Origin of the sequence: Nocardia sp. NPDC005746 (assembly GCF_040630785.1) — a bacterium.
GTDB lineage: Bacteria > Actinomycetota > Actinomycetes > Mycobacteriales > Mycobacteriaceae > Nocardia.
Genome location: NZ_JBEXYE010000022.1, coordinates 81,261 through 104,861 on the forward strand (window position 1 = coordinate 81,261; position 23,601 = coordinate 104,861).

General features: G+C 68.8%; 22 protein-coding genes and 1 pseudogene. 6 read left to right on the top strand and 17 right to left on the bottom strand.

Going from position 1 to position 23,601, the window contains the following annotated elements:
• The first annotated feature begins 59 nt into the window (after positions 1-59).
• Positions 60-1,739: an enoyl-CoA hydratase-related protein gene (locus tag ABZ412_RS30865; RefSeq protein ID WP_357287182.1), complete on the top strand. Its 1,680-nt coding sequence runs from the start codon at positions 60-62 to the stop codon at positions 1,737-1,739.
• Between the two features lies 1 nt (position 1,740).
• Here ABZ412_RS30865 and ABZ412_RS30870 read toward each other — a convergent pair whose 3' ends face one another.
• Entirely contained in the window at positions 1,741-2,055 is a 315-nt protein-coding gene (locus ABZ412_RS30870; RefSeq protein WP_357287184.1) for a multidrug efflux SMR transporter, read from the bottom strand.
• A 47-nt stretch (positions 2,056-2,102) separates the two neighbouring features.
• Positions 2,103-2,438 carry a multidrug efflux SMR transporter gene (locus tag ABZ412_RS30875; RefSeq protein WP_357287186.1) on the bottom strand — a complete coding sequence of 112 codons (336 nt, stop codon included), beginning with the start codon at positions 2,436-2,438 and terminating at the stop codon, positions 2,103-2,105.
• A 140-nt stretch (positions 2,439-2,578) separates the two neighbouring features.
• Here ABZ412_RS30875 and ABZ412_RS30880 point away from each other — a divergent pair, with 140 nt between their 5' ends.
• A complete protein-coding gene (locus ABZ412_RS30880; protein ID WP_357287188.1) occupies positions 2,579-3,028 on the top strand; it encodes a MarR family transcriptional regulator in 450 nt (149 codons plus the stop codon).
• Positions 3,029-3,059: 31 nt separating this feature from the next.
• On the opposite strand, the gene ABZ412_RS30885 is transcribed toward ABZ412_RS30880, so the two are convergent.
• The 5 genes from ABZ412_RS30885 to ABZ412_RS30905 all read right to left on the bottom strand — a co-directional run bounded on the left by ABZ412_RS30885 (position 3,060) and on the right by ABZ412_RS30905 (position 9,714).
• Positions 3,060-4,232, bottom strand: a complete 1,173-nt coding sequence (locus tag ABZ412_RS30885) for a thiolase family protein (protein WP_357287191.1) — start codon at positions 4,230-4,232, stop codon at positions 3,060-3,062.
• On the bottom strand, positions 4,232-5,329 hold the full coding sequence (locus ABZ412_RS30890; protein WP_357287194.1) for a chorismate-binding protein: 1,098 nt from the start codon (positions 5,327-5,329) through the stop codon (positions 4,232-4,234). Before ABZ412_RS30890 ends, ABZ412_RS30885 begins: the two co-directional genes overlap by 1 nt.
• Positions 5,322-6,494 (bottom strand): AMP-binding protein, encoded by a 1,173-nt coding sequence (locus ABZ412_RS30895; RefSeq protein WP_357287197.1) that lies wholly within the window; start codon positions 6,492-6,494, stop codon positions 5,322-5,324. The genes ABZ412_RS30890 and ABZ412_RS30895 overlap by 8 nt, the downstream gene beginning before the upstream one ends.
• Positions 6,494-8,182, bottom strand: a complete 1,689-nt coding sequence (menD, locus tag ABZ412_RS30900; RefSeq protein WP_357287200.1) for a 2-succinyl-5-enolpyruvyl-6-hydroxy-3-cyclohexene-1-carboxylic-acid synthase — start codon at positions 8,180-8,182, stop codon at positions 6,494-6,496. The genes ABZ412_RS30895 and menD overlap by 1 nt, the downstream gene beginning before the upstream one ends.
• 329 nt (positions 8,183-8,511) lie before the next feature.
• The gene (locus tag ABZ412_RS30905; protein WP_357287203.1) at positions 8,512-9,714 is read right to left on the bottom strand and encodes a cytochrome P450; all 1,203 of its coding nucleotides are present in this window, start codon (positions 9,712-9,714) and stop codon (positions 8,512-8,514) included.
• 160 nt (positions 9,715-9,874) lie between these two features.
• Here ABZ412_RS30905 and ABZ412_RS30910 point away from each other — a divergent pair.
• Positions 9,875-10,662: pseudogene (locus ABZ412_RS30910) on the top strand (SDR family oxidoreductase).
• Positions 10,663-10,674: 12 nt separating this feature from the next.
• Here the strand turns inward: ABZ412_RS30910 and ABZ412_RS30915 are convergent.
• The gene (locus ABZ412_RS30915; protein ID WP_357287205.1) at positions 10,675-11,253 is read right to left on the bottom strand and encodes a TetR/AcrR family transcriptional regulator; all 579 of its coding nucleotides are present in this window, start codon (positions 11,251-11,253) and stop codon (positions 10,675-10,677) included.
• 64 nt (positions 11,254-11,317) lie between these two features.
• Positions 11,318-12,490 (bottom strand): cytochrome P450, encoded by a 1,173-nt coding sequence (locus ABZ412_RS30920; RefSeq protein ID WP_357287208.1) that lies wholly within the window; start codon positions 12,488-12,490, stop codon positions 11,318-11,320.
• Positions 12,491-12,778: 288 nt separating this feature from the next.
• Between ABZ412_RS30920 and ABZ412_RS30925 the strand changes: the two genes are divergently transcribed.
• Positions 12,779-13,750 carry a hypothetical protein gene (locus ABZ412_RS30925; RefSeq protein WP_357287210.1) on the top strand — a complete coding sequence of 324 codons (972 nt, stop codon included), beginning with the start codon at positions 12,779-12,781 and terminating at the stop codon, positions 13,748-13,750.
• A gap of 23 nt (positions 13,751-13,773) precedes the next feature.
• The gene (gene ygiD, locus ABZ412_RS30930) at positions 13,774-14,619 is read left to right on the top strand and encodes a 4,5-DOPA dioxygenase extradiol (RefSeq protein ID WP_357287249.1); all 846 of its coding nucleotides are present in this window, start codon (positions 13,774-13,776) and stop codon (positions 14,617-14,619) included.
• Positions 14,620-14,625: 6 nt separating this feature from the next.
• Here ygiD and ABZ412_RS30935 read toward each other — a convergent pair whose 3' ends face one another.
• The 6 genes from ABZ412_RS30935 to ABZ412_RS30960 all read right to left on the bottom strand — a co-directional run bounded on the left by ABZ412_RS30935 (position 14,626) and on the right by ABZ412_RS30960 (position 21,111).
• Positions 14,626-15,465, bottom strand: a complete 840-nt coding sequence (locus ABZ412_RS30935) for a helix-turn-helix domain-containing protein (RefSeq protein ID WP_357287213.1) — start codon at positions 15,463-15,465, stop codon at positions 14,626-14,628.
• A 93-nt stretch (positions 15,466-15,558) separates the two neighbouring features.
• Positions 15,559-16,752, bottom strand: a complete 1,194-nt coding sequence (locus ABZ412_RS30940; protein ID WP_357287215.1) for an AI-2E family transporter — start codon at positions 16,750-16,752, stop codon at positions 15,559-15,561.
• Positions 16,753-16,838: 86 nt separating this feature from the next.
• Positions 16,839-17,705 carry an alpha/beta hydrolase gene (locus tag ABZ412_RS30945; protein WP_357287217.1) on the bottom strand — a complete coding sequence of 289 codons (867 nt, stop codon included), beginning with the start codon at positions 17,703-17,705 and terminating at the stop codon, positions 16,839-16,841.
• A gap of 130 nt (positions 17,706-17,835) precedes the next feature.
• Complete coding sequence (locus ABZ412_RS30950; protein ID WP_357287220.1) at positions 17,836-19,767, bottom strand: peptidase; 1,932 nt, start codon at positions 19,765-19,767, stop codon at positions 17,836-17,838.
• A 43-nt stretch (positions 19,768-19,810) separates the two neighbouring features.
• A complete protein-coding gene (locus ABZ412_RS30955; protein WP_357287223.1) occupies positions 19,811-20,749 on the bottom strand; it encodes a M56 family metallopeptidase in 939 nt (312 codons plus the stop codon).
• Complete coding sequence (locus ABZ412_RS30960) at positions 20,746-21,111, bottom strand: BlaI/MecI/CopY family transcriptional regulator (protein ID WP_357287226.1); 366 nt, start codon at positions 21,109-21,111, stop codon at positions 20,746-20,748. Before ABZ412_RS30960 ends, ABZ412_RS30955 begins: the two co-directional genes overlap by 4 nt.
• A 114-nt stretch (positions 21,112-21,225) precedes the next feature.
• Here ABZ412_RS30960 and ABZ412_RS30965 point away from each other — a divergent pair, with 114 nt between their 5' ends.
• Entirely contained in the window at positions 21,226-22,530 is a 1,305-nt protein-coding gene (locus tag ABZ412_RS30965; RefSeq protein ID WP_357287228.1) for a family 1 glycosylhydrolase, read from the top strand.
• Here ABZ412_RS30965 and ABZ412_RS30970 read toward each other — a convergent pair.
• Positions 22,511-23,023: a hypothetical protein gene (locus ABZ412_RS30970; RefSeq protein ID WP_357287231.1), complete on the bottom strand. Its 513-nt coding sequence runs from the start codon at positions 23,021-23,023 to the stop codon at positions 22,511-22,513. The genes ABZ412_RS30965 and ABZ412_RS30970 overlap by 20 nt on opposite strands.
• Before the next feature lie 62 nt (positions 23,024-23,085).
• On the bottom strand, positions 23,086-23,355 hold the full coding sequence (locus ABZ412_RS30975) for a three-helix bundle dimerization domain-containing protein (RefSeq protein WP_357287234.1): 270 nt from the start codon (positions 23,353-23,355) through the stop codon (positions 23,086-23,088).
• Positions 23,356-23,601: the final 246 nt, after the last annotated feature.

Below are 23,601 nucleotides of genomic sequence, written 5' to 3' on the forward strand. Positions count from 1 at the left end.
CCTAGATGGAAGTAGTTAGCTGGCTCAACGCTGAGCCGTGTTTCAAGGGGAGAAGTCCGATGCGAATCCTGCTCGTGGCCGGCGCCTTCGACAGCCTGACGCAGCGCATCCGGATCGAGCTGGCCGGGCGGGGTCATCTCATCGGGGTGGAACTGGCGCTCGGTGACGACGCGATCAGGGCCGGGGCGGCGGCCTTCGGGCCCGACCTCATCGTCGGGCTCATGCTCGCCGAACCGGTCCCGGCGGATCTGCGCGCCCGGCACGTGGTGCTGGTCGTGCGGCCGGGGCCGGACGGCGATCACGGTCCGTCGTCACTGGATTGGGCGATCGGCGCCAATGCCGCGTCGTGGAGCGTCACCGTGCAGCGCGCCGGTGACGCGCCCGGTCCGGTCTGGGCATCGGAATCTTTCCCGATGCGCATGTGCTCCAAGAGCGAGCTGTATCGGACCGAGGTCGCCGACGCCGCGGTGGCGGCCTTGCTGCGCGCGCTGGACCGATTCGAACAGCACGGCGCCGCACCGATCGACCCGCGTACCGAGGTGATCGCGCCGCCGCACCCGCGTTACGCCCAGTACTTCCGCCGCATCGACTGGGCCCACGACAGCACCACCACCGTGCTGCGCAAACTCCGTGCCGCCGACTCGAATCCGGGCGTGCTCGACGAGCTGTACGGCGGCGAGTACTTCCTCTACGGCGGTCATCTGGAGGACCGGCTGCGCGGCGTGCCGGGCCGGGTGATCGCCACCCGCGACGGCGCGATCTGCCGGGCCACCGTGGATGGCGCGGTGTGGATCCCGCAGCTGCGGGCCTGCCCGCGCCCGGATGGCCCGCCCACCTTCAAACTGCCCGCCACCGACGTGCTCGGCCCCGAAGCGCTCGCCGGCATTCCCGACGTACCGGTGAGTCCCTGTGAGGCGGCCGTGCGCGTCACCTGGTCGGAGCTGCGATATTACGAATACGACGAGGTCGGCTACCTCGGATTCACCTATGCCGGTGGCGCTCTGAGCACCCGCCAGTGCGAACGCCTGCTGGAGGCCTACCGCCTGGCCTGCACCCGTGCGGTGAAGGTGCTGGTGCTGGGTCCGGCTCGCGACTTCTTCTGTAATGGCATCCAGCTCAATGTGATCGAGGCGGCCCCCGATCCGGCCGCCGAATCCTGGCGCAATATCAACGCTTTCAACGACCTGGTCGAGGCCATTCTCACCACGACCGACAAGCTCGTGATCTCCGCGCTGCCCGGCAATGCCGCCGCGGGCGGGGTGATGCTGGCCCTGGCCGCCGACGAGGTGTGGTGCCGCGAATCGGTGGTCCTGAACCCGCATTACCGGGTGTCGGGCCTGCGCAGGTCGAAGTACTGGACCTACACCCTGCCGCGCCGGGTGGGCGCGGAGTGCGCGGATCGCCTGACGGGGGAGGCGCTCCCGATCGGCGCCCGCGCCGCCGCGGCGCTGGGCCTGGTGGATCACGTGGTGCCCGGCGATCCCGCCGAGTTCCGCACCTGGGTCCGGCACACGGCCGCCGCCCTGGCCACCGACCCCGGCCTGCCCGTCCGCCTCCGGGAGAAGCAGCGCCGCCGCGCGGCCGACGAGGCGGTGAAACCGTTGGCGGCGTACCGCTCCGAGGAGCTCGAACACCTCACCGAGGAGGTGTTCGATCCCGCCTCCCCGTTCCACCGCCTGCGCCACGAGTTCGTGACCAAGTCCGGCCCACCGAACACCCCGGCCTACCTGCTCGGGTAGGTCAGGCGGCCAGCCGCAGGACCAGCGCCCCGGCGATGATGGACCCGAAGGCGATCACCTTGGGCGCATTGATCTTCTCGTGGTAGATCAGCGCACCCAGGACGACGGTGCCGATCGAGCCGAGGCCCGTCCAGATGGTGTACCCCACCCCGACATCGAGGGTGCGCAAGGCGAGACTGAGCGTGTAGATCCCCGCCGCGGCGGCGGCCAGGGTGAACACCGACGGCCACAAGCGGGTGAACCCCTTGGTGGCATTCGTGCCGAGCGCGAAGGCGACCTCGAAGACGGCGGCGATGAGCAGGTATACCCAGGACATGACGGTTTCTCCTCGAAAAGGGTGGAACGGGAACGTGAGTCGTCGAATCAGGCGGGAGCGCCGGTGAGCTTGTCGGCGATCTTCAAGCCCAGGACGCCGCCGATGATGAGTACGAAGGCCAGGACCTTGGCCGGGGTGAACTCCTCGCCGAACACCACCGCCCCGAACAGCACGGTGCCGACCGACCCGATGCCGGTCCACACCGTGTAGCCGACGCCGACGTCGAGGGATTTCAGGGCCAGACCGAGGAAGAAGATCCCGCCCGCGGCGGCCGCTGCGGTGAGCAGGGACGGGCCCAGGACGGTGAACCCGTGGGTGGCGTTGGTCGCCAGCGCGAAGACGATTTCGAACACGGACGCGATCAGCAGATAGACCCAAGCCATGGGAGCTGCACCCTTCATGTGATTGTATGTACGTGCAAGTAAATGCTCGCGAAGAAGAGAATGCATGTACATGTAAACTTGTGTCAAGCCCCGGTGGCCGACGTCTCGTCCGGACACCGCCAGATCGAGGGAGTGAGTCGATGCCGTCGCAGGCGAAAAGCGTGAAAACCGGTGCGGATGCCCAACTCTGGAACCGCATGCTGATCCTGCACGCGCAGGTGGAGAGCCGCCTCGCGACGGCCCTGCAGCGTCGTCACGGGCTCGGATTGTCGGAGTATCGGGCGCTGAGCTTCCTCGATCAGGCCCCTGACAGCGAACTGCGCATGCAGGAACTCGCCGACAAGCTGGGCCTGAACCAGAGTTCGGTGACCCGGCTGGTCGGCCGCCTGAACGCGGCCGACTTCACCTACCGCGACCTGTGTCCCGACGACAAGCGCGGCGTGTACACCGTGCTCGCCGACGCCGGACGCGACCGATACCGCGAGGCCCGCACCACCTACGAGGACACCCTCGCCGCGGCGTTCGCGTTGGTCGGGGGGGGCCACCCGGCGATCGCCGCGATCCTGGCCGCTGCCCGCGCCGCGCACTGAGCGGGGCGCGGCGCGCGATGTGCGGGCTGCGTCAGAGCGCTTCCAGGATCATGGCATTGGCCTGACCGCCGGATTCGCACATGGTCTGCAGGCCGTAGCGGCCGCCGCGTTCGTGCAGTGCGTGCACCAGGGTGGCGGTGAGCCGCACCCCGCTGGCCCCGAGCGGATGCCCGAGCGAGATCGCGCCGCCGTGGACGTTGACCCGGTCGAGGTCGGCCCCGGTTTCGCGCGCCCATGCGAGGACGACGCTGGCGTACGCCTCGTTGATCTCGATGAGATCGATGTCGTCCAGCGTCAATCCCGTTTGCTTGAGCACCTTTTCGGTGGCGGGCACCACGGCGGTCAGCATGAGGAACGGGTCGTCGCCGACCGCGATGTGACTGCGGATCCGGGCCAGCGGGGTGAGCCCGAGTCGCTTGGCGTGTTCGCTGGTGGTGACCAGCACCGCCGCGCTGCCGTCGCCGAGCTGGCTGGCATTGCCCGCGGTGATGTGCCAGGCGATCTCCGGGAACCGCTGGGCGATGGCCTCGTTGTAGAACGACGGCGACAGCGCGGCGAGTCCGGCCGCGGAGGCGTCGAATCGGATGGTCTCGTCGCGGGCCAGGCCGTTGATCGGCGGGGTCAGTTCGGCGTCGAATCCACCCCGCTTCGTGGCCGCGGCGGCGCGGCGGTGGCTCTCGAGCGCGTACTCGTCGAGCTGGCCGCGCCCGAATCCCCAACGCGCGGTAATGAGTTCGGCGCTGATGCCCTGCCACGGCACGCCCTGCGGATAGCGTTCCAGGAACGCCGATCCGGTGAGGTTGTCCACGTCGAGCAGGCTGGTGCCCATCGGAATCCGGCTCACCGACTCCACGCCGGTGGCCACCACCAGGTCGCAGTCTCCGGCGATGACCGCGTGCGCGGCGAAGCGCAGCGCCTGCTGGCTGGCGCTGCACTGCCGGTCGATGGTGCTGGCGGGCACCGATTCCGGGAACCCGGCCGCGAGCGAGGCGCGCCGGGTGACATTGGTGGCCTGTTCGCCGACCTGGCTGACCACGCCGCCGATGACCTCGTCGATCAGCGCCGGATCGATGCCGGCCTGTTCGACCACGGCGCGCAGGCTGTGCGCCATCAGGTCCACCGGGTGCACGCCGTCGAGCGCGCCGCCTTGTTTTCCCCGTCCGATCGGCGTGCGTACCGCCGCGACGATGACCGCGTCACGCATCACGGGATCCCCAGCACCCGGCGCATGGTCGCCAGCTTGGCCGAGGTCTCGGCGAACTCGGTGTCGATCCGGCTGCGCGACACCACGCCGCCGCCGGTGCGCAGCGTGAGATCGCTGCGGTGCGAATCCAATTCGAGTCCGCGCAGCGCCATGTGGAACTCGCAGTCGCCGGTGCTGTCGATCCAGCCGACCAGGCCGCCGTAGTAGGCGCGGGCAGGTTCGTAGTCGGCGATCATGCGCCGCGATACGGCCTGCGGCACCCCGCACACCGCGGGGGAGGGGTGCAGTGCGGCGACCAGGTCGGTCACCGGGACGTCCGGGTCGAGCAGGCGAGCGGTGATGGGAGTTCCCAAGTGCCACAGGCCCGGAGCGGTCACCAGTTCGGGATCGTCGGGATAGTCGAGGTCCGGGCAGAACGCGGACAGGCCCTTCACCATGAAGTCGACCAGGTGCCGATGCTCGGTCAGGTACTTGTCGTCGAACAGCAGGGTGCGGGCGCGTTCGCGGTCCGCGGATTCGGGCAGCCGGGTGTCGCGCAGCACCGTTCCGGCCAGCGGCGTCATGGTGAGGGTGGCGCCGGACTTCGCCAGGAACAGCTCCGGGCTCGCGCCCATCGTGTACACGCCCGGGTGGTCGAGGTGCTCGACGAAGTAGCTGCGCGCGTTCGGGTACAGCTCGGTGATCCGATCGAAGAGGGCGAGCGGATCGACCACGCCGTCGTAGAAGTAGCGCTCGCAGCGCGAGATGACGATCTTCTCCAGCTCGGGCTCGGTGGCGCGCAGCAGTGCCAGCGCGTCGTCGATGTGGCGCAGATAGTCCGCGATCGCGGCGTCGTTGAACTCGACATCGGCGCGGAACTCCGGACGCGGGCCGGGACGCCGCGGGCTCCGGTCCGGCGTGGTGGTCCGCCAGCCCAGGTACAGCGAGGACTCGGCGAGCTCGGTGTCGAACGGGATCGCGCCGGCCACCACATTGCCGTACGCGCCCGCCCGCACCGCGGCCTCCGCCTCGGCGAGATTGTGATAGCAGATCAGCGGCCCGTCCAGGCCTACCGGGCCGTTCGCGCCGGCCAGGCGGAATCGCACGGGATCATGCATGGGAGTGCTCCGATTCGGTGGTGGTCAGTCGGTCGCGCACGGCGCGGCGGTCGATCTTCTGGTTCGCCAGCAACGGCAGCTCGGTGCCGAGAACGAAGCGCTTGGGCACCGCGGCCCGGCCCAGCCGCTGCCGCACCCGCTCGCGCAGCGGCTCCAGGTCGTGGTCGGGAATCGAGTGGCGCGTCACCAGATACGCGCCCACGAGCTCGCCCCACTCGCGGTCGGGCACGCCCATGACCACCGCGGACTCGATCCACGGCACGCCGGTCAGAGCCTGTTCGATCGCGACCGCGGATACCTTCACGCCGCCGGTGTTGATCAGGTCGTCGACGCGGCCGGTGGGCACCAGCAGCTCCTGCGACCAGTGCCCGCGGTCCGAGGTGCGGTACCAGCGGGTGCCGCCCTCGCGGTAGAAGGGCTGCTCGCCGGCGACATCGAGATAGCCGTCGGCGACCACGCTGCCGCCGAGATGGATTATGCCGTCGATGATCTCGACCCGCACACCGCGTAACGGCGTGCCGTCGTAGACACAGCCCCCGCATGTCTCGGTCATGCCGTAGGTGACCACGGCGTCGGTCAGCTCGCGCAGCACACGGCCGGTCTCGTCGTCGAGGCGCGCGCCGCCGATCAGGATCTTGTCGAAAACCGCTAGGGTGGTTCGGGATTCGGCGTCGGCGAGCAGCCGGGTGACCTGGGTGGGGACCAGCGAGGTGTAGCGGCGGCCGGCGGGCAGCCGCCGGGCCGCGGCCGCGAACGCGGCGGGATCGAAGTGGCCGCCGGGTAGCGTCGTCACCCGGGTGCCGCCGAGCGTGGCTCGCGAGATCACCTGGAAGCCCGCGACGAATCCGGCCGGCAGGCACAGCAGCCAGTCGCCCGCGCCGCCGAGCCGCTCCGAACTCGCCTCCGCAGAGGCGGCCAAGGCGGTGCGGGACAACAGGGTTCGCTTCGGGACGCCACTGGAACCGGAGGTGGACAGCACCACCGCGGTGGTGGCGGGCACGGTCGGCGGAAGCCCCTGCGCCTGCACGGGATCGGTGATCGGGGCGATGGCCTCGCCACCGCGGTACGCGACCTCGATGGCGCGGCGGACGGTGCCGACCGCGGCGTCGGGATCCTCGGGAACGAGTAGGGGAGTCAGTGGTATGGAGTCGGATGGGTGTGGCATCAGGAGTGCAGCTCCAGCTCGAGATTCAGCGCCGAGACGGCGGTCGCGTCGAACGCCGCCTCCACCGCCTGGCGGGTGCGGGCGTGCACATCACGCAGATCGGTTCGGGCGACCGGGATTTCGAGCACCGACAGTCGGCTGGACCGGCGGGCGAGGCCCAGTGACGCGGCCAGATCGTCGATCTCGACCGGGGTGTGCGCGACGTCGTAGGCGCGGCACAGGTGGGCGATGTCGATGTTCTGCGGCGTCCCGTAGATCCGTTCGAAGGTGTCGCCGTAGGGCTCGCGCTTGTAGCGGGCGTCGCCCTGCTCGAGCAGTTCGAAGATGCCACCGCCGGCGTCGTTGGACACCACGATGGTCAGGTTCGCGGGCATGCGTTCCAGCCGCCCGGTCTGCAATCCGGACGCGTCGTAGGCGAAGGTCAGGTCGCCCAGCAGTGCGACGACCTGCCGGTCGGGGTGGGCCAGCGCGGCTCCGGTTGCGGCACTGACGTTTCCGTCGATGCCCGCGACGCCGCGATTGGACAGCACGTCCACGCCGGGCGGGATCAGGCCGGTCAGCGAGACGTCGCGGATCGGGTTGGACGCGCCGAGCCACAGCAGGTCGCCGGGGCGCAGGGCCCCGAGCACCGCGTGCGCCACACCGACGCCGGTGCGGCGGTTGGCGGGCTCGGCCATCGTTCGCGACCAGGCGTCGCGCACGGTCTCGTCGGCGTGTTCGAGTTCCTCGATCCACACCGGCGCCGGATCGCCGGTGAAGCGCGGATTCCGGGACAGCAGCTCGATATCCGGCGCGGCGTAGAGCCAGTCGCCGCCCCCGGAGACGAGCACGGTGCGCACGCCCGGCCGGGCCAGCAGGCGGCCGACATTGCGGTGCAGGGTCGGACGGCCGTAGACCACGACCTGCTCGGGCCGCACCTGGTCGAGAACCCAGGGGTGCAGGCGTTTCCGGTCACCGACCGCCACGGTCGGCTCGGCCATCACCGGCAGCGGCGGCAGGTCGGCCGGGTCCGCGCCGTCACCGGCGATGACCAGGGTGGGCCGGCGCAGGTCGAGCTCGACCGCATCCGGGTGCGCCGCACCCGGGATCTCGGGCATGGCGATCCACGGCGCGCCGTCGGGACGTCCTGCGGGAGAGGAGGTTTCGGGCTGCGGTGGCAGTCCCGACGACAGCGGCACGTCGATCTGCACCGGGCCGGGACGGCCGACCAGCTTGCCGGTTCCGATGCCCAGGGTGCGGCAAACCTGTGACCGCAGTACGCCATTGGCGGTCGCGTCGACCGCGCCGCCGGACCAGGTCTGCTGCACGTGCCGCGTCTGCGAGGCGAGCAGCGCGGTCTGGTCCACCGTCTGCGACGCGCCGGTGCCCAGCACGTCGGGCGGGCGATTCGCCGTCACCAGCACCAGTGGCAGATCCGAGTAGTTGGCCTCGGTGACCGCGGGCAGCAGGTTCGACACCGCGGTGCCGGAGGTGGTCACCACGACCGCCGGGCGGCCGGTCGCCTTCGTGATGCCCAGTGCCACAAAGGCTGCCGAGCGTTCGTCCAGCCGGACCTGGAATTCGATCTCCCCGGCCCGGGCGCGCCGCGCCAATTCGAAGCCGATCGGACCGTTCCGAGACCCGGGACAATACACGAACCATTGCACGCCATTGCGAATGAGTTCATCGATGACTACGGCCGAGATCACCGATGGCATAGTGTATTTCCAAACTGAAATGATGTCATTCCGCGCAAATGCGAAACCCATTGAAAAATAGTCACAAATCAATCCCCACAGCGCGTCCCCGACAATTATCCGCTGTTGGTCATCTGACCCGCAACGCCATGGCAACACGCTATCGGGACGTGGCTGATGCTGTCAATGTGAGCCGTCACTCTCAACAGCCTTGCAGCTCAGAGCGATTCAGTCACGGTGTGGGGGTGTGATCTGGGCGGGTGGACAGACTGGTCTGTCAATGCCGTTGTCGCGCTGGGATAAGTCGGATTTATTGTATTGGTCAGCGCGTATTCGCTTGGCTACCAGGCCACCGGAAGCGCCTTCGGACCACGCAACAGCATGCCCGTTTTCCATTCGATAGCGTCCGCCGGAACCGCCAGGCGCAATTGTGGATATCGGTGTAGCATCGCGGTGAGCGTGACATCCAGTTCGAGGCGGGCCAGCTGCGCGCCGACGCAGTGATGGAATCCGTGGCCGAAAGTCAAGTGCGAGTTGTGATGCCGGGTCAGATCCAGGGTGTCGGGATCGGGAAATACCGTCTCGTCGCGATTGGCGGCCTGCAGATCGACGAAGACCGATTCCCCGGCGCGGATCAGCGTGCCCGAGAGTTCGATGTCCTCGGTGGCGACGCGGGGGAACGCGCCGCCGTTGCCGACCTGGATGTAGCGCAGCAGCTCCTCGATGGCGGTCGGAACCAGCCCGGGATCGGCGTGCAGCCGGTCCCATTCGCCCGGTTCGGTGAGCAGCACGTAGGTGAAGTTGGCGATCTGGTTCGCCGTGGTCTCGTGCCCGGCGACCAGCAGGGTGATGCCGAGGGTGATCAGCTCCTCCTCGCTGAGCCGGTCCTCGTTGTCCCGAGCCGCCACCAGCGCGCCGAGCAGGTCGTCGGCCGGTCGTTCGCGGCGTACGGCGATCTGCTCGGTCAGATACCCCGCGACGGCGGCGTACGCCATCGCGCGCTCCATGTCGCTGACGGCGGTGGTGGACATGATCGCGTCGGAGAAATCGCGGAAGCGATGCTGGTCTTGCGGTGGGACGCCGAGCATTTCGCAGATGACGGTGACCGGCAGCGGCAACGCCAGCGCTTCGACGAGATCGGCGGGCGAGCCCGCGGCCTCCATGGCGGAGAGCAGCTCGTCGACGATGCGTTCGGCGCGCGGGCGCAGCTGCTGGACCCGGCGCGAGGTGAACGCGGTCATGGTGAGTTTGCGGAGCCGGGTCAGCTCCGGTGGGTCCATGCTGGTCGGAATGTTCGGCAGCGCAGGGGTTTCCCGCACCCGCGGCACATCCATCCGGCCCACGGTGGCGGCGCGGCTGAAGCGGGGGTCGCTGAGCACCGAGCGCACATCCGCGTAACGGGTGACGAGCCAGGCCTCGCCGCCAAACGGCAGCAGGATGCGCGAAATCGGTTCCTCACGTTGGAGTTTCGCCGCGAGCGGCGGCGGATCGAGCCGGACCGGCTCCCCGAACGGGTAGGGGCGGGCTTCGGTGTGTGTGGTCACGCGGTACTCCCTGTTTTTGGGACGTGACCTTAGTTGTCCGCGCACCCGCGCGCCTCGCCGAACGACGTCTCGCTGCGCGATCGGCTCCGGCCGCGGCCATAGACTCGGCCACGGCGCGAACCGCGGCCGCGCGGTCGTCCCCCGCGAAGGAGTGTCGCTCGTGAACATCGACCTGACCGGCAAGACCGCACTCGTCACCGGCTCCACCCAGGGCATCGGGCTGGCCATCGCCGCCGGACTGGCCCGCAGCGGAGCGCGCGTCGCCGTCAACGGTCGCACCGCCGACCGGGTCGAGTCCGCGGTCGCCGCACTGCGGGTCACCGGGGCCGACGCGCACGGCGTCACCGCCGACGTCGCCACCGCCGAGGGTGTGGATCGACTGCTGAACGAACTGCCCGCCGTCGACATCCTGGTGAACAACCTCGGGATCTTCGGGGCCGTGCCCGCGCGGGAGATCACCGATGCGCAGTGGCGCACCTACTTCGAGGTCAATGTGCTGGCCGCGGCCCGGCTGATCCGCACCTATCTGCCGGGCATGATCGACCGGGGCTGGGGTCGCGCGCTGCAGATCGCCAGCGACTCGGCCATCGTGATTCCCGAGGAGATGATCCACTACGGCGTGTCCAAGACGGCGCTGCTGGCGTTGTCGCGGGGATTCGCGAAAGACGCTGCCGGAACCGGGGTTACGGTCAACTCGGTCATCGCCGGGCCGACGCACACCGCCGGGGTGGAGGACTTCGTCTACCAGCTGGTGGACCCCGCACTGCCGTGGGATCAGGCGCAGCGCGAGTTCATGCGCGCCCACCGCCCGCAATCGCTGATCCAGCGCCTCATCGAGCCCGAGGAGATCGCGAACATGGTGGTCTACCTCAGCTCCCCGTTCGCCTCGGCCACCACGGCGGCGCCTTGCGGGTCGACGGCGGCTACGTCGACTCGATCCTGCCGTAGACCCCGCGCCCGCTAGCTCGTCAGCGCCGCGAGGTACGGGGCCACCAGCTCCCGCGCCCGCGCGTCGACCACCGTCGGTTCGGTGCCGGCCTCGACCATCCGGGTCGCGGCGTGCACGATCGCGTTCACCAGCTCGGCCGTCAGCTCCGGATCGGCCGCGCCCAGCTCCGCCAGCGCGGCCGTGAGCGGTGTGGTGAGCCCATCGTGCAACTGCCGTGCGCGCCCGGCCATGTCGTTGTTCGGCAGGGCGGATGCCAGCGCCCGCGCCACGGCGTGCTCGCCCTCCACCACGAGATCGATATTGGCGGTGATGTATTCGAGCACCCGCTCCGCCGGATTCGCGGCCCGGCCCATCTGCTCGGCGATGCGCGCGCTCCAGCGCGGGAACGCGTCCTCCAGCACCGCGATCAGCAAGTCGTCGCGCGATTTGAAGTACTGGTAGACGCTGGGCCGCGCGAGTCCGGTCCGTGTCGCCACCTCGGTCAGCGTGGGCACCTGCCCGGCCGTCAGCACATCCCGCGCCGCGTCGAGCAGCGCGCGCCGCTGGGCCGCGTGGTGTTCGGCGACGGTCGCCGCCCGGATCTTCGGCACAGCGCCGGGTCCTCCTCGCCGGATCGGGTGAATGGTCCCGACAGTGTCCCATCCACCCGATCGGTCAGCGGCAGGTGACCGGCAGTTCGCTGAGACCGTGGATGACCAGGCTCGGCCGCCAGCGCAACCGCTCGCGCTCCCTGACGGTGAGCGCGGGGAACCGGGCGAGCAGCCGGGCCAGGGCGATATCGGCCTCGAGCCGCGCCAGCGACGCGCCCAGGCAGAAGTGGGCTCCGTAGCCGAAGGCGATGTGGTGATTGTCGATTCGGTCGGCGTGGAAGGTGTGGGGCTCGTCGAAGCGGGTGTGGTCGCGATTGCCCGCTCCGAGGGACACCATGAGCAACTCGCCGGGCTCGATGCGGACCTCACCGAGGGTGAGCGGCGCAGTCGTGTAGCGGAAGGTCGCGATATTGACCGGGCTGTGGAACCGCAGGACCTCTTCCCGGAAAGTCTTGGCGGCCACCGGATCCGTGGCGATCCGGGCCCGGGCTCCGGGATCGTCGGGCAGTTCGAGAACACAGCCGCCGATGAGGTTCACCGTCGTCTCGTGTCCGGCGACGAGCAGCAACAGGGCGTTGGATCGGAGCTCGTCGGAGGTGAGCCGGTCGCCCTCCTCGGTGGCGCGGATCAATGCCGACAGCACATCGGTCCCGCCCTCGGCCCGGTGCCCGGCGATCAGATCGTCGAGGTATTTCGCCAATTGGGCATTGGCATCGGTCTTCGACTCGTGACTCCGCGCACTGACCAGTTCGCTCGACCAGCGCTGGAAGTCGGAGCGGTCGGCGGCGGGCACGCCGAGCAGTTCGCAGATGACGGTGATCGGCAGCGGGAAGGCGAACTCCCGCAGCAGATCCACCGTCGTACCGGGCGTGATGGCGTCGAGCAGCTCGTCGGCGATCTCGGTGATCCGCGGCGCCAGGGCGGCGACGGCGGCCGGGGTGAACGCCCGATCGACCAGCTTGCGCATCCGGGTGTGGAGTGGCGGATCGGTATTGAGCATGTGCCGTCTGTTGCCCGGATCCGCGACGGTCGCACCCGCCACCAGCCGATCGTCGTCGGCCACCGCGTGCAGGTTCTTACTGACCGTCGGGTCGCACAGCACCTGCCGTGCGGTGGCGTAATCCGTGACGAGCCAACCGATCACGCCGTGCGGGAACCGCACATGATGGACCGGCCCGAGCTCGCGTAGCCGTTCGTAGGTCGCGTGCGGGTCCTGGAAGAACTCATCGGTCAACACGATCGGCCGCTCGTCGATCAAGACAACCCCCGGAGGTGAATGCGTCCGCAGCGGAGAGCCGGTCCGTGCCAGGGACGGACCTGTGACTCAGGATAGGCGCTGGCCGGCCGTCCCGTCGACGGTTGTGGCGCGTTGCGGCGGGAATCGGACGCGCATGAGGCACGATGACGAGAATCGGTGCTTGCTGAGCTGTTGCCAGTCTGTTCGTGGGAAGGCGGGATCGCTGTGATCAGTGCGGCCTCGGAGGCGGTTTCGGGGAACCCGGCCCCATTCACCTGGGTGACCGCGGTGTCCATGCTCGTGTTCTGCGCGATCCTCTGGGTGATCGTCGATTACATGCGGTTGCACCCGCGTCCGGCGACCTGGGTGTGGGGGCTGTCGCTGCTGACGTTCCCGCTGTGGATCTGGGGGCCCGGACGCGATATCGGGCTGGTGAACTGGTTCTCGTGGGCCAAGATCCTGTCGGTGCTGATTCCGCTGACCATCGTCGGGTTGATGCGCGTCGCGGTGGCCGAACAGCGGGTGGGGCGGTTCTGGGACATCCTGCGCAATCCGCGGTTCCTGTGGTTCCCATACGCGATCCTGTTCCTCAATATCGCCGAGGCCACGCTGCGGGACGCCGAGATCGGGAACTACTGGAACGCGGCGGTGGGACTGGGCCTGTGCCTGACGATCCCGTACTCGCCGCGGTTCTGGGAGATCCTGCCGGGGCGCAATGCCGAGCTCGTCGCGTACACCACCATGGCGTGGAACTTCCTCTACACCACCTGGAATCTGTGCTTCACCTTCGGCGGATACCCGCCCGAGGAGGAGCACTTCGCGGCGAGCGTCTGCATTCTCGCGGTCGCGGAGATCTATCCGCTGGTGAAGCGGCGGCCCGAGCTCTACATCATGGCGCGCATCTACACGCTGCCGGTGCTGATGCTGGTGATCGCCATCTACAACATCTTCCCGAAGGTGATGCCCTCGGACGGCTGGTTCGACAACGACGTCTGGATCGTGTGGGGCATAGTCAATTTCGTGCTCACCGTGCCGTATCTGTTCTGGTACACCTGGCAGCTCGAATCCGACCGGTCGTTCATCTCCTTCCGTCGCGGCAGGGCCCGCGAGGAGTTCGTCCGGCTGCACGGCGACACCATCGACCAGCTGATGGACATCAACCTCTCGCTCGACGCCGCCGTCGACGCCCACGGCCGGACCCGCACGCGCGGACCGCAACCCGCGCGGCCCACCCCGCCGCCCGAGGTCGGTGATCGATGACCGCCGCCGATCCGGCCGCCCGCATGCCCGCCGCGTTCCTCGGCCACGGCAGCCCGATGAACGCGCTGGAGCGCAACCGGTACACCCAGGCGTGGGAGGCGTTCGGCCGCAGCGTGCCCCGCCCGCGCGCCATCCTCATCGTGTCCGCGCACTGGTACATCAACGCGACCGCGGTGACGGTGATGCCGCACCCGCGCACCATCCACGACTTCTACGGTTTTCCGCCCGAACTGTTCGCCGTCCAGTACCCCGCGCCCGGGCTGCCCGCGCTGTTCGAGGAGGTCAGCGAGGCGGTCAAACCGAACTGGGTCGGCGCGGACACCGACAGCTGGGGCATCGACCACGGTTCCTGGTCGGTGCTGCGGCACGCCTTCCCCGACGCCGACATCCCGGTCGTACAGCTGAGCATCAATGCCGACAAGCCCCTCGAATACCATCTCGAGCTCGGCATCCGGCTGCACGCGTTGCGCGAGAGCGGAATTCTCATCGTCGGCAGCGGCAATGTGGTGCACAATCTGCGCGGCATCGACCCCAGCCGTCCCGACACCGGCTTCGACTGGGCCCGCCGCTTCGACGAGGCCGCCCAGAACCTCATGCTGAACCGGCCCGCGGACATTCTGGCGCTGACCGATCAGCGTGACTACTCCCTCGCGGTGCCGACACCCGACCACTTCATCCCGCTGCTGTATCTCGCGGGATTGGCCGCCGCCGCGTCCGAGGATACCGAGACACTGGTCGACGGTTACAGCTACGGCTCGCTGTCGATGACGGCCTATTCGCTCGGAATCTCCTGCCCTGGAGCCGATTCCGGCTCGGGCGCGGCCGCCGAACTACCCGACGGCATTCCGGCCGACGGCACCAACAGCTGAACGGCCTCAAGCCAGCCGGGCGCGCGTCCGCAACGGGGGTTCGAGCGGCTCGGCCCCCATCGACCCGTCGGCGAACATCTCCGCGGCGGTGCGGCGGGCGGCGGTGAACACCAGCGGCGCGATCCGCCGCAGTTCGAGCTCACCCCGGGTGGCCAGCGAGATCGCGGCGACCGGCCCGTCCGGACCCAGCACCGGCACGGCGACCGCGCTGATCCCCATCTCACACGTGGTCCCGAGCGAGATCGCCAGCCCATTGCGCTGCCGCACCCGATACAGATCGGCCTGGACCGCCCGCCGGCGCGCGATCGGCCGAACAGTGGAGCTGCGCAACGGAAGTCGCAACACCCGGTCCGCGTCCTCGGGATCCATCGAGGCCAGCAGTGCCAGTCCGCACACCGTCTGCGTCGCGTCCAGCCGCGCCCCGACCCGTGACGGAATGGATGCCGCGTGTGGTCCGCCCACCTTGTCCAGATAGTGGACGGCATTGCCCTCGAGCACCGCCAGATGCGCGACGGCCGCCGTCGCCACGTGCAGATCCGACAAGGCCGCCGACGCCGCGGCTCGAATGTCCTCGAAGTCGGTGATCCGCGCGAGCCGCCGCGTTCGAGCCCCCAGGCGATACCCCTGCTCGTCGTGCACGAGCCACTGCAGTTCGGTCAACTGGCACGCGAGCCGGAAGGTGGTGGATCGCGGCAGCCCGGTCCGATCGGTGATGTCCTCGAGCCGCAGGCATTCCCGCCCACTGTCGAACGCGTCCAAGATGGCCGACATCCGCTCGATGACCCCGGAACGCGATTCCCGAATGGCGGTGTCGCCGCCGACGGGCGGCTGGTCCGTCACCGTCATGCACAGTCCTCTCACCAAGCTTCGTTCCACCGCAGCGTACGACGCGGGCGAGCCGGGCGGAATACGAGCCGACCGATTGGTTCGGGCGAGCGATCAGTCGTGCGCGGTCGGCGCCGGAGCCTCCACGTCGTAGCGGCGGACATAGGCGGACAGGAAGGCCTGGGCGGTGGCCGTGACCGGGATCGCCAGCAGGGCGCCGGTCGCGCCGAACAGGGCCGCGCCCGCCAGGACCGCGCCGAAGGCGACGGCGGGGTGCATGTCGAGGGTGGTGGCGGTGATGCGGGGCTGCAGGACGTAGTTCTCGAATTGCTGGTAGACGACGATGAATCCGAGGATCCACAGCGCCGTGCGCGGCTCGTGGGCGAGGGCGACCAGGACCGGGAGCGCGCCCGCGAGGTAGGTGCCGACGGTCGGAATGAACTGGGAGACGACGCCGACCCACAGTGCCAGGGCGAAGGCGGACGGGATGCCGAGGACTCGCATGGCCGCGTAATGGGCCAGCGCCGAGCAGGCCGCGAGCAGGGCGCGGGAGTACAGGTAGCCGCCGGTCTTGTCGACCGCGATGTCCCACGCGCGCAACACGTGCCGCTGGCGTTGCGGCGGCAGCAGCGAGCAGACGGCGTTGCGGAAGCGCGGGCCGTCGGCGGCGAAGTAGAAGGTGAACAGCAGCACGCCCAGGCCTTGGAACAGCACGCCGAGCGCGGTGGTGCCGATGCCCCACACATCGTCGGCGAGGTCCAGCGCCCAGGTCTGGAGTTTGGTGCTGAGCTCCGAGGTGCGGTCGGTGATGTCGGCGACCGAGAGGTCGGTGTGGAAGGTGTCGTTGATCCAGGTGACCACACTCTGGGTATCGTGCGGCAGATTCTTGATCAGGGACGACACCTGCCCGACCACCAATTCGCCCATGGTCCAGACGAATCCGACCAGCACCACGGTCACGATCACGAAGACCGCGCCGGTCGCCGCTCCGCGTTTCCAGCCGCGCGCGGCCAGCCAGTTCACCGCGGGCTCGATGGCGAAGGCCAGGAACAGCGACACCACCAGCACGGTCAGCAGTCCCTGCAGACGGGTCAGCGCCCAGAAGGTCACCACGATGCCCGCGACCGTGGCCGCCGCCAGCAGGTACGCGCGCGGCAGCCAGGCGGGAATCACCGAGGCCACCAGGGCGTCGGGCCGGATGCCCGCGTCGTCGGCGTCCCGGACCTTCGCGTCGGTGTCCCCGGATTTCGCGTCGGTGTTCCGGGCGTTGGTCTCGTCGTCTCCGGCGGGGGATTTCTCTGCGGCCACACCGCCAACCTAGCGGCGACCCGCCTCGCGGGTCCGGCCGCGCCGCCGCGTGTTGCCGGCAAATGCGGGCGGCGCGGCCACGGCGGTCAGGACACCGTGCGGGTGAGGAATTCCCGGATCAGCGCGGCGATCTCGGGGCCGTGGGTTTCCAGGGCGAAGTGGCCCGCGTCGAGCAGGTGCAGTTCGGCGTCGGGCAGGTCGCGCAGATAGGCGCGGGCGCCGTCGGCCCCGAAGATCTCGTCGTGTTCGCCCCAGGTGATCAGCACCGGCGGACGGTGCTCGGCGAAGTACTTCTGGAAGGCCGGGTAGCTGTCGAGGTTGAACTGGTAGTCCCAGAACAGCTGGAGCTGAATCTCCTTGTTGCCCGGGCGATCCAGATAGGCCTGATCGAGGGTCCAGCTGTCGGGGCTGACCAGGTCCTGCCGATCGGCCGGGACACCGTGCAGGTACTGCCACCGCGTCGCATCGGCTTCGAGCAGTGTCCGCACGCCCGGCTCGTTGGCGGCGCGGTCCTTGGCGTGCGCGAAGAGGATGTCCCAGAACGGGGTGAAGCCCTCGAGGTAGGCATTGCCGCTCTGGGTGACGATCGCGGTGACGCGCTCGGGATGGGCGGAGGCGATGCGCAGGCCGATCGGCGCGCCGTAATCGTGGATGTAGAGGGCGAATCGGTCGAGGCCGAGCGCGTCGAGCAGGCCCTCGGTGATCTCGGTGAGTTTGTCGAAGCTGTAGTCGAATTCGCGCGCCTGCGGCATGGCCGAGCGGCCGAAGCCGATGTGGTCGGGCGCGATCAGGTGGAAGTCGTCGCCCAGGTCGCGCATCAGGGTGCGGAACATGGCCGAGCTGCTGGGGAATCCGTGCAGCAGTACGAGGGTGGGCTTGGACGGGTCGCCCGCCTCGCGGTAGAAGACGGGCAGGCCCTGGATCTCGATGGTGTGGTGGCGCACGGCGGTCATGTTCTCGGCCTTCCGGTTTCGTACCGATCAGTCTTTCTAACCGGTTATCGATAGATAGAAGGTTAGAGACTCGGGGTATGTTCCGCCGCGCGCCGAATTCGCTGCGTGATCGCCGTCACACTCCGGCGATTTACCCCCTGACCTGCGACCACAGCCGCAGATAGGCCTCCGCGCCGTGGAAGACGTCGGTCATGATCTCCGGTCCGCCGAGCACCCGGACCGCCTCGAGCCAGTCCGCGTAGGTGCCGTAGGTCGCGGTGCCGTCGGTAGCGATGTCGAAAGTCCGCTCGCCCCAGCGTTCCCGGTCGAAGGTCACCGCGCCGTCGTGGGAGGTGAACGGGTACTGGATCACGCCCGCGCCCAGCGGCGCGCCCTGGCCGCCGAGTCCGTTCATGTCCGAGCCGAAGCCGAATCCGAAATCACCGGTGGGACGCCGCATCGCCCGGGCCTCCCTCCAGGCCTTGACGAATCCCGCGGGCCCGCCCGCGTACGGGGTGGCGAATCCGCCTACGGCGTAGACGCGTTGGGTGGTGCGCTCGGAATCCCAGCCGTGCGAGGACAGCACGCCCGGATACTGCCGCGCCTCGATGATCGACATGACCTCGTCGGCGGTGGCCTCGCTCAGGTGATCGATCTCGATCAGGAAGCCCTGGTCGATCATCTTGTTGATCAGGTATCGGCCCAGCTCGGTCAGTCCGCGTGCGTTGCAATGCGTTCCGGACGGGTACAGGGGCAGGGGAGCGCCGCCGAGCAGCGGGCCGGTGAGCTTGGCCAGCAGTTGATTGATATCACCGGCGATCGGCACCGAGGGTTGCGGACTGTCGTGGCCGGGGCCGGTGCAGGGCTGCACATTCCAGAAGGTGCCGGTCTGCAGGAAGTTGCCGGCGTTGACCAGCAGGCCGGTGGTATTGCTGTCCATCTTGGTGCCGCCGAAGGCGTTGTCGAACTTGTGGACCGGGAAGAAGCTGCTGACGCCGAGCGCGCGCAGTTCGCCCAGCCAGCGGTCGACATCGGCGGTGCCGCACTTGGGCTGGCCGAGGAAGACGCCGCAGCCCATCGGGTCGGACAGTTCCATGCCGAGGATCACCGCGAGCTTGCCCGACGCCGCCACCTGACGCGCCTGCGCGGGATCGGTGACGATGCGGAAGAAGCCCTGACCGGGGCCGCCCGCCTGGGCGTCGATGTAGTCCTGGAGGGCGCGCATGTCCGCGGCCTGGGTGCGCACGGAAGTCATGTCGTCGCACGGGTTCCGGCGGTCGGTCATGATCGTGCACAGCGATTCGTTGTCGACCAGGTCCACGGTCATCACCCGCAGGCCCGCCTTCCAGCTGCGCTGGATACTGGTCCAGTAGGTGCCCTCGGTGCTGAGTTTGGAGGGTTTGGGCCAGTCCCGGAAGGTGGGCCACCCGGCCGTGTCGGAGGCGCGGGGGCCGCCGTAATCGAGGAAATCGGCGACCAGGCCATTGGTTCCGGTGCGATCGGACGCGCAGTCGGGCAGCGCGTAGGTCACCCCGTAGGGATGCCACGGGTGGCCGCAATGGAAGTCGCCGCCCAGGAACTCGTAGGCCGAGACGTGCACGTGCGCGTCGATGGTGCCGATGATCGAACCGTCCGCGCCGACGCTCGGGCCGGGCGTGCCGGTGGCGTTGTCCTGGGCTTCGGGGAAGTCCGCGCAGCCGGTGTCGGGGAAGAACGTGGCCGGCGTGCTGGTCTTGGTCGCGGCGTTCGCGAGCGTGAATCCGGTTGCGCCGGAACCATCCACCTTCCAGACCGCGGTGACCGACGGATTCTTCGCGGCGTGGATCGAGCCTGCCGAGGCGTCGACGACCTCCTTGGTCCGTCCGTAGAGCAGGTACTCGCCGAGCGTGGTCGCGCGCATCCGGAACGGTCCCGCGGCCGGTGCCACGGGTCCGCTCGGGGTGTCGATGCGGTAGCAGCCGTTGACCAGGGAGTAGCGGGTCTGCGATGGATCGGTGGTGGGGTCAGCGGTCGCGAAACCGGTGCCGGGGCCGAGGGTTCCCGCGGCCAGCAGAACCGTGGCGAGGGCTGGTAGGTACTTCACGCGGACGAAAATACTATGCAGCATAGTTTTTCGCGGGTGAATCTCAGATCATGATCACGTAGGCGACCGCGGCGCTCAGGCCGATGGCGACGATCGACGCCGCGGGCGCCAGCAGGATCGTGCCGATGACCATGAGCAACGCCCGGCGGCGCCCGGCCGCACGGGATTCCGGTGGGGCGGACAGGCATCGCAGTCGCAGCTCCAGCGACGTGTCGACCAGGTCCAGCGCGGTCGTCGTGCGGGCGGCGACCGTCCGCAACGCGGCCGCGAGGGCCTGCGGGCCGGCCTCGGCCGCGGCCGCGCGATCGGCGGCGAGTTCGATCAGGGTGGTCATGGCCGCCGGTGCGGCGGCGAACACTGGGATCCACGGGAACGCGCGGGCGAAAACCTGGCAGACGCCGAGGATCCGGTGATGGAATCCGCGTAGATGCGCGTGCTCGTGGGCGAGCACCGCCCGCCACTGCGCCTCGGTCAGGCACTGCGCGAGACCGTCGGTGACCACGACATACCCGCCGCGGCCCGCGACACTGTAGGCCAGCGGCACCGGATGCTCGAGCCACACCAGATCCGCCCGGGCGGCATCGGCGCGGCCCAGCACCTCGACCAGCTCATTGTGCTTGCGGCGCAGGGCCGCTCCGCGTTCCCGATGCCCGAGTGCGATCCGCGCCAGCCGGCCGGTCGGAGCGGTGAAGCCGATCGCGGTCACCGGCGCGATCAGCCCCGCCGTCCAGGTGACGACGATCGGCTCGAACGCACCCAGGCACGCCAGCGCACTGCCGGCGAAGGTCTCACCCGGCGGATAGCCCGGCCACGCCAGCGCGATCAACGCCAGTGCCACGTACCCGAGGGCGGCGGCGAACGCGCCCAGCCAGGCCGCCATCCCGATAGCGGGGGCGGCGCTGAAATCGATGCGGGACAGCGCCGCCGGTGCGGCCACCGCGACCGCGACGGCTGCCACCAGCAGGGCCGCGATCAGGATCACCGGCGGTGCTCGTCGCCGGACAGGCCCCGCCGCAGCGCCTCGACCTCGCGAGCGCTGGCGGTGCGGGCCAGATGCAGGAGCACCGCGGGCGCGTCGGGGCTGGCGTCGAGGATTTCGCGCAACAGATCGGTGGTCGCCTCGGCGCGCGTGCGGCTGGGGCGATAGCGGTAGGAGCGCCCGACCTTCTCGCGCAGCAGCCACTGCTTTTCCCACAGGTGGGTCAATACCGTCAATACCGTGGTGTACGCCGGAACTCGCTGGTCGTCGCTGAGCCGATCGACCACGTCGTGAACCGACAGCGCCTCGGAACTGTCCCACAGCACGGCCATCACCCGGCTCTCGAGTGCGCCCAGTCCTTTCATCACCCTCCTCGGTTCGCCCGCCAATCTACTATTCGCCATAGTTTCCCGAGGGGTGATACCGATCCTCGATCGGAAGGCCACGGAAACCGCTCTCCGACAGGTACTCTCGATGCGGTGGGACAACGTGTTCTGTTCTCGCTCGTCTGTATCGTTCTGGCGGCCTGGGGTGTGGTCGTCACGCCCGGAAAGGCCACCGCCGATTCGTGGTTACCGCCGGTGGGCGGGAATGTCCTCTGGGGCGTGTCCAGTTCCGGATTCCAGAGCGAAGGCTTTGCGCCGGACAGCAATTGGAGCCGGTATGCCGGATCCGGCCGCGCCGAAGGATACGGGGACTCCGTCGACTTCCTGCATCGATACGGCGAGGATATTCGGAATGCGGCCGACCTGGGTGTCGGCGTCTATCGCGTGAGCGTGGAATGGGCGCGCGTGCAGCCCAGTCCGGGCGAATGGGATTTCTCCTTCTACGACAGCATGATTGCGCGGATTCGCGGCGCCGGAATGCGACCGATGATCACCCTCGACCATTGGGTGTTCCCGGGCTGGGCGGTCGATCGCGGAGGCTGGCGCAATCCGGGGATGGTCGAGGACTGGCTCACCAATGCTCGTGCGGTGGTGGACCGTTACACGAGCGCCAACCCACTGTGGGTCACCTTCAACGAGCCGCTCGCCTATGTTGGCAAAGAGCAGGAGATCGGCGATATCGGCGCGGGCGACGTGGTGCCCATGATCGATCGGATGGTCGCGGCGCACCGCGCGATCTACGACCACATCCACGCCCGGCAGGGCGGCGCGATGGTCACCAGCAACATCGCCTTCACCTCGGTCGGCGCGGACCAGGCCGACGCCTCCTTCATCGACCGGATCGCGGACAAGATCGACTATGTCGGGGTCGACTACTACTACGGTGGATCGCTGAGCAACCCGCCGAATGTGCTCGCGCAGATCACCAATCAGCCCTCGCCCCTCATTCTGGAACCCGACGGCATCTACTACGCGCTGCGCCGCTACGCCCACCGATTCCCGGGCCGCCCCCTCTACATCGTCGAGAACGGCATGCCCACCTACGGCGGATCGGCCACCACCGACGGCATGACCCGCGCCGACAATCTGCGCGACACCGTCTACTGGGTACAACGCGCGAAGGCCGACGGCATGAACGTCATCGGCTACAACTACTGGAGCATCACCGACAATTACGAGTGGGGCAGTTACGCACCGCGTTTCGGCCTGTACACCGTGGACGTGACCAGCGACCCCGGCCTGTCCCGCCGCCCCACGCCCGCGGTTCCGGCGTTCCGGGATATCGCCCTGTCGGGCGGCGTCCCCGCGGGCTATGTGCCCACCCGGGCCCCGGCCCTGTGCTCCCTCCAGGACCTGCCCTCCAGCTGCGTCAACCCCGTCACCGCGCCGGGTCGCTGACCCAGTCCCCGTCGTGGGCGTTCAACTCGTGCCGCATCGTTTGGCGGAGCCGATCCAGGGCCCGGAGGAAGGGCTCGTGGACCGCGTGCCACTCCGGTGAACCAGCGGGCCGTCGCCCGACGGTCATGCTGGTCTCGATCAGAGCCTCGCGGATATCGCGCAGCTTCCGATACGCCTCCGCGGCGTCCTCCCGGACCGCCCTGGCCGCCACCAGATCCAGCTCGTACCCCACCGCCACCAAAGCGAAGGACCGGAAGGCCGCGGTCACGGCCTCCCGGTCCAAGGGTGTCGGCTCGTGCAATCCCAACGCCTGCATGGCGGTATCGGTCTGCACGAGTGTGGTCAGGTACTTCACGTAGATCTCACGCTTGGTGTCACCGAACCGCTGGGACTTCTCCCGGCGTGCCCGCGTCGTATCGATCGCGAGCGTGGTGGCGGCCCCGACGACCGCCCCTCCCAGCGTCCCGACGACCGCCAACCATTCCAATGCCACAACTGCCCCCGGTCGCCTGGAATCGCGCCGGATCTCGGCCCGGCACCCTCTCCCGAAGGAGTCTAGGCCCTGGTGGGGGTACGGAGCAGATCGTCGAGATTCAGTGCGGCCGTTGCGTAGTCCATGCGTCGGTGCAGATGGCGTTCGGAGATCCGTTCCACCAGCAGGGGAATGAACTCGCGGACACGGTGGCCCTCGAAATCGCGATGGACCCCGTGCACGACCTCACCGATGAACCGCACCGTCAAATCGGGAAAACGAGTGGCCAACCGCGCGACGAGTTCACTGATCTGCTGCTCTTCGATCTGCTGCTCTTCGTCGGAATGCGTCATGCCTCCAGCCCTCCTGCATCGCGGTGTTCGAGCCGGCACCCGTACCGCCCTGCGGGTGACCGGCGAAGTGGACAACGGCCCGGAGCCCTGCAGCTCCGGACCGTGCCCCTCGATTGTTACGGCACCCAAACGAGCATTTCCTCCGCAAATCACTGAGCCTTTTTCATCCTCGTGCGGATTGAATCTCGTGGTTTTGCAGGACGTGGATGGCCTTGGTCAGGGAGCCGGCCTTGTGCGGGCAGCAGC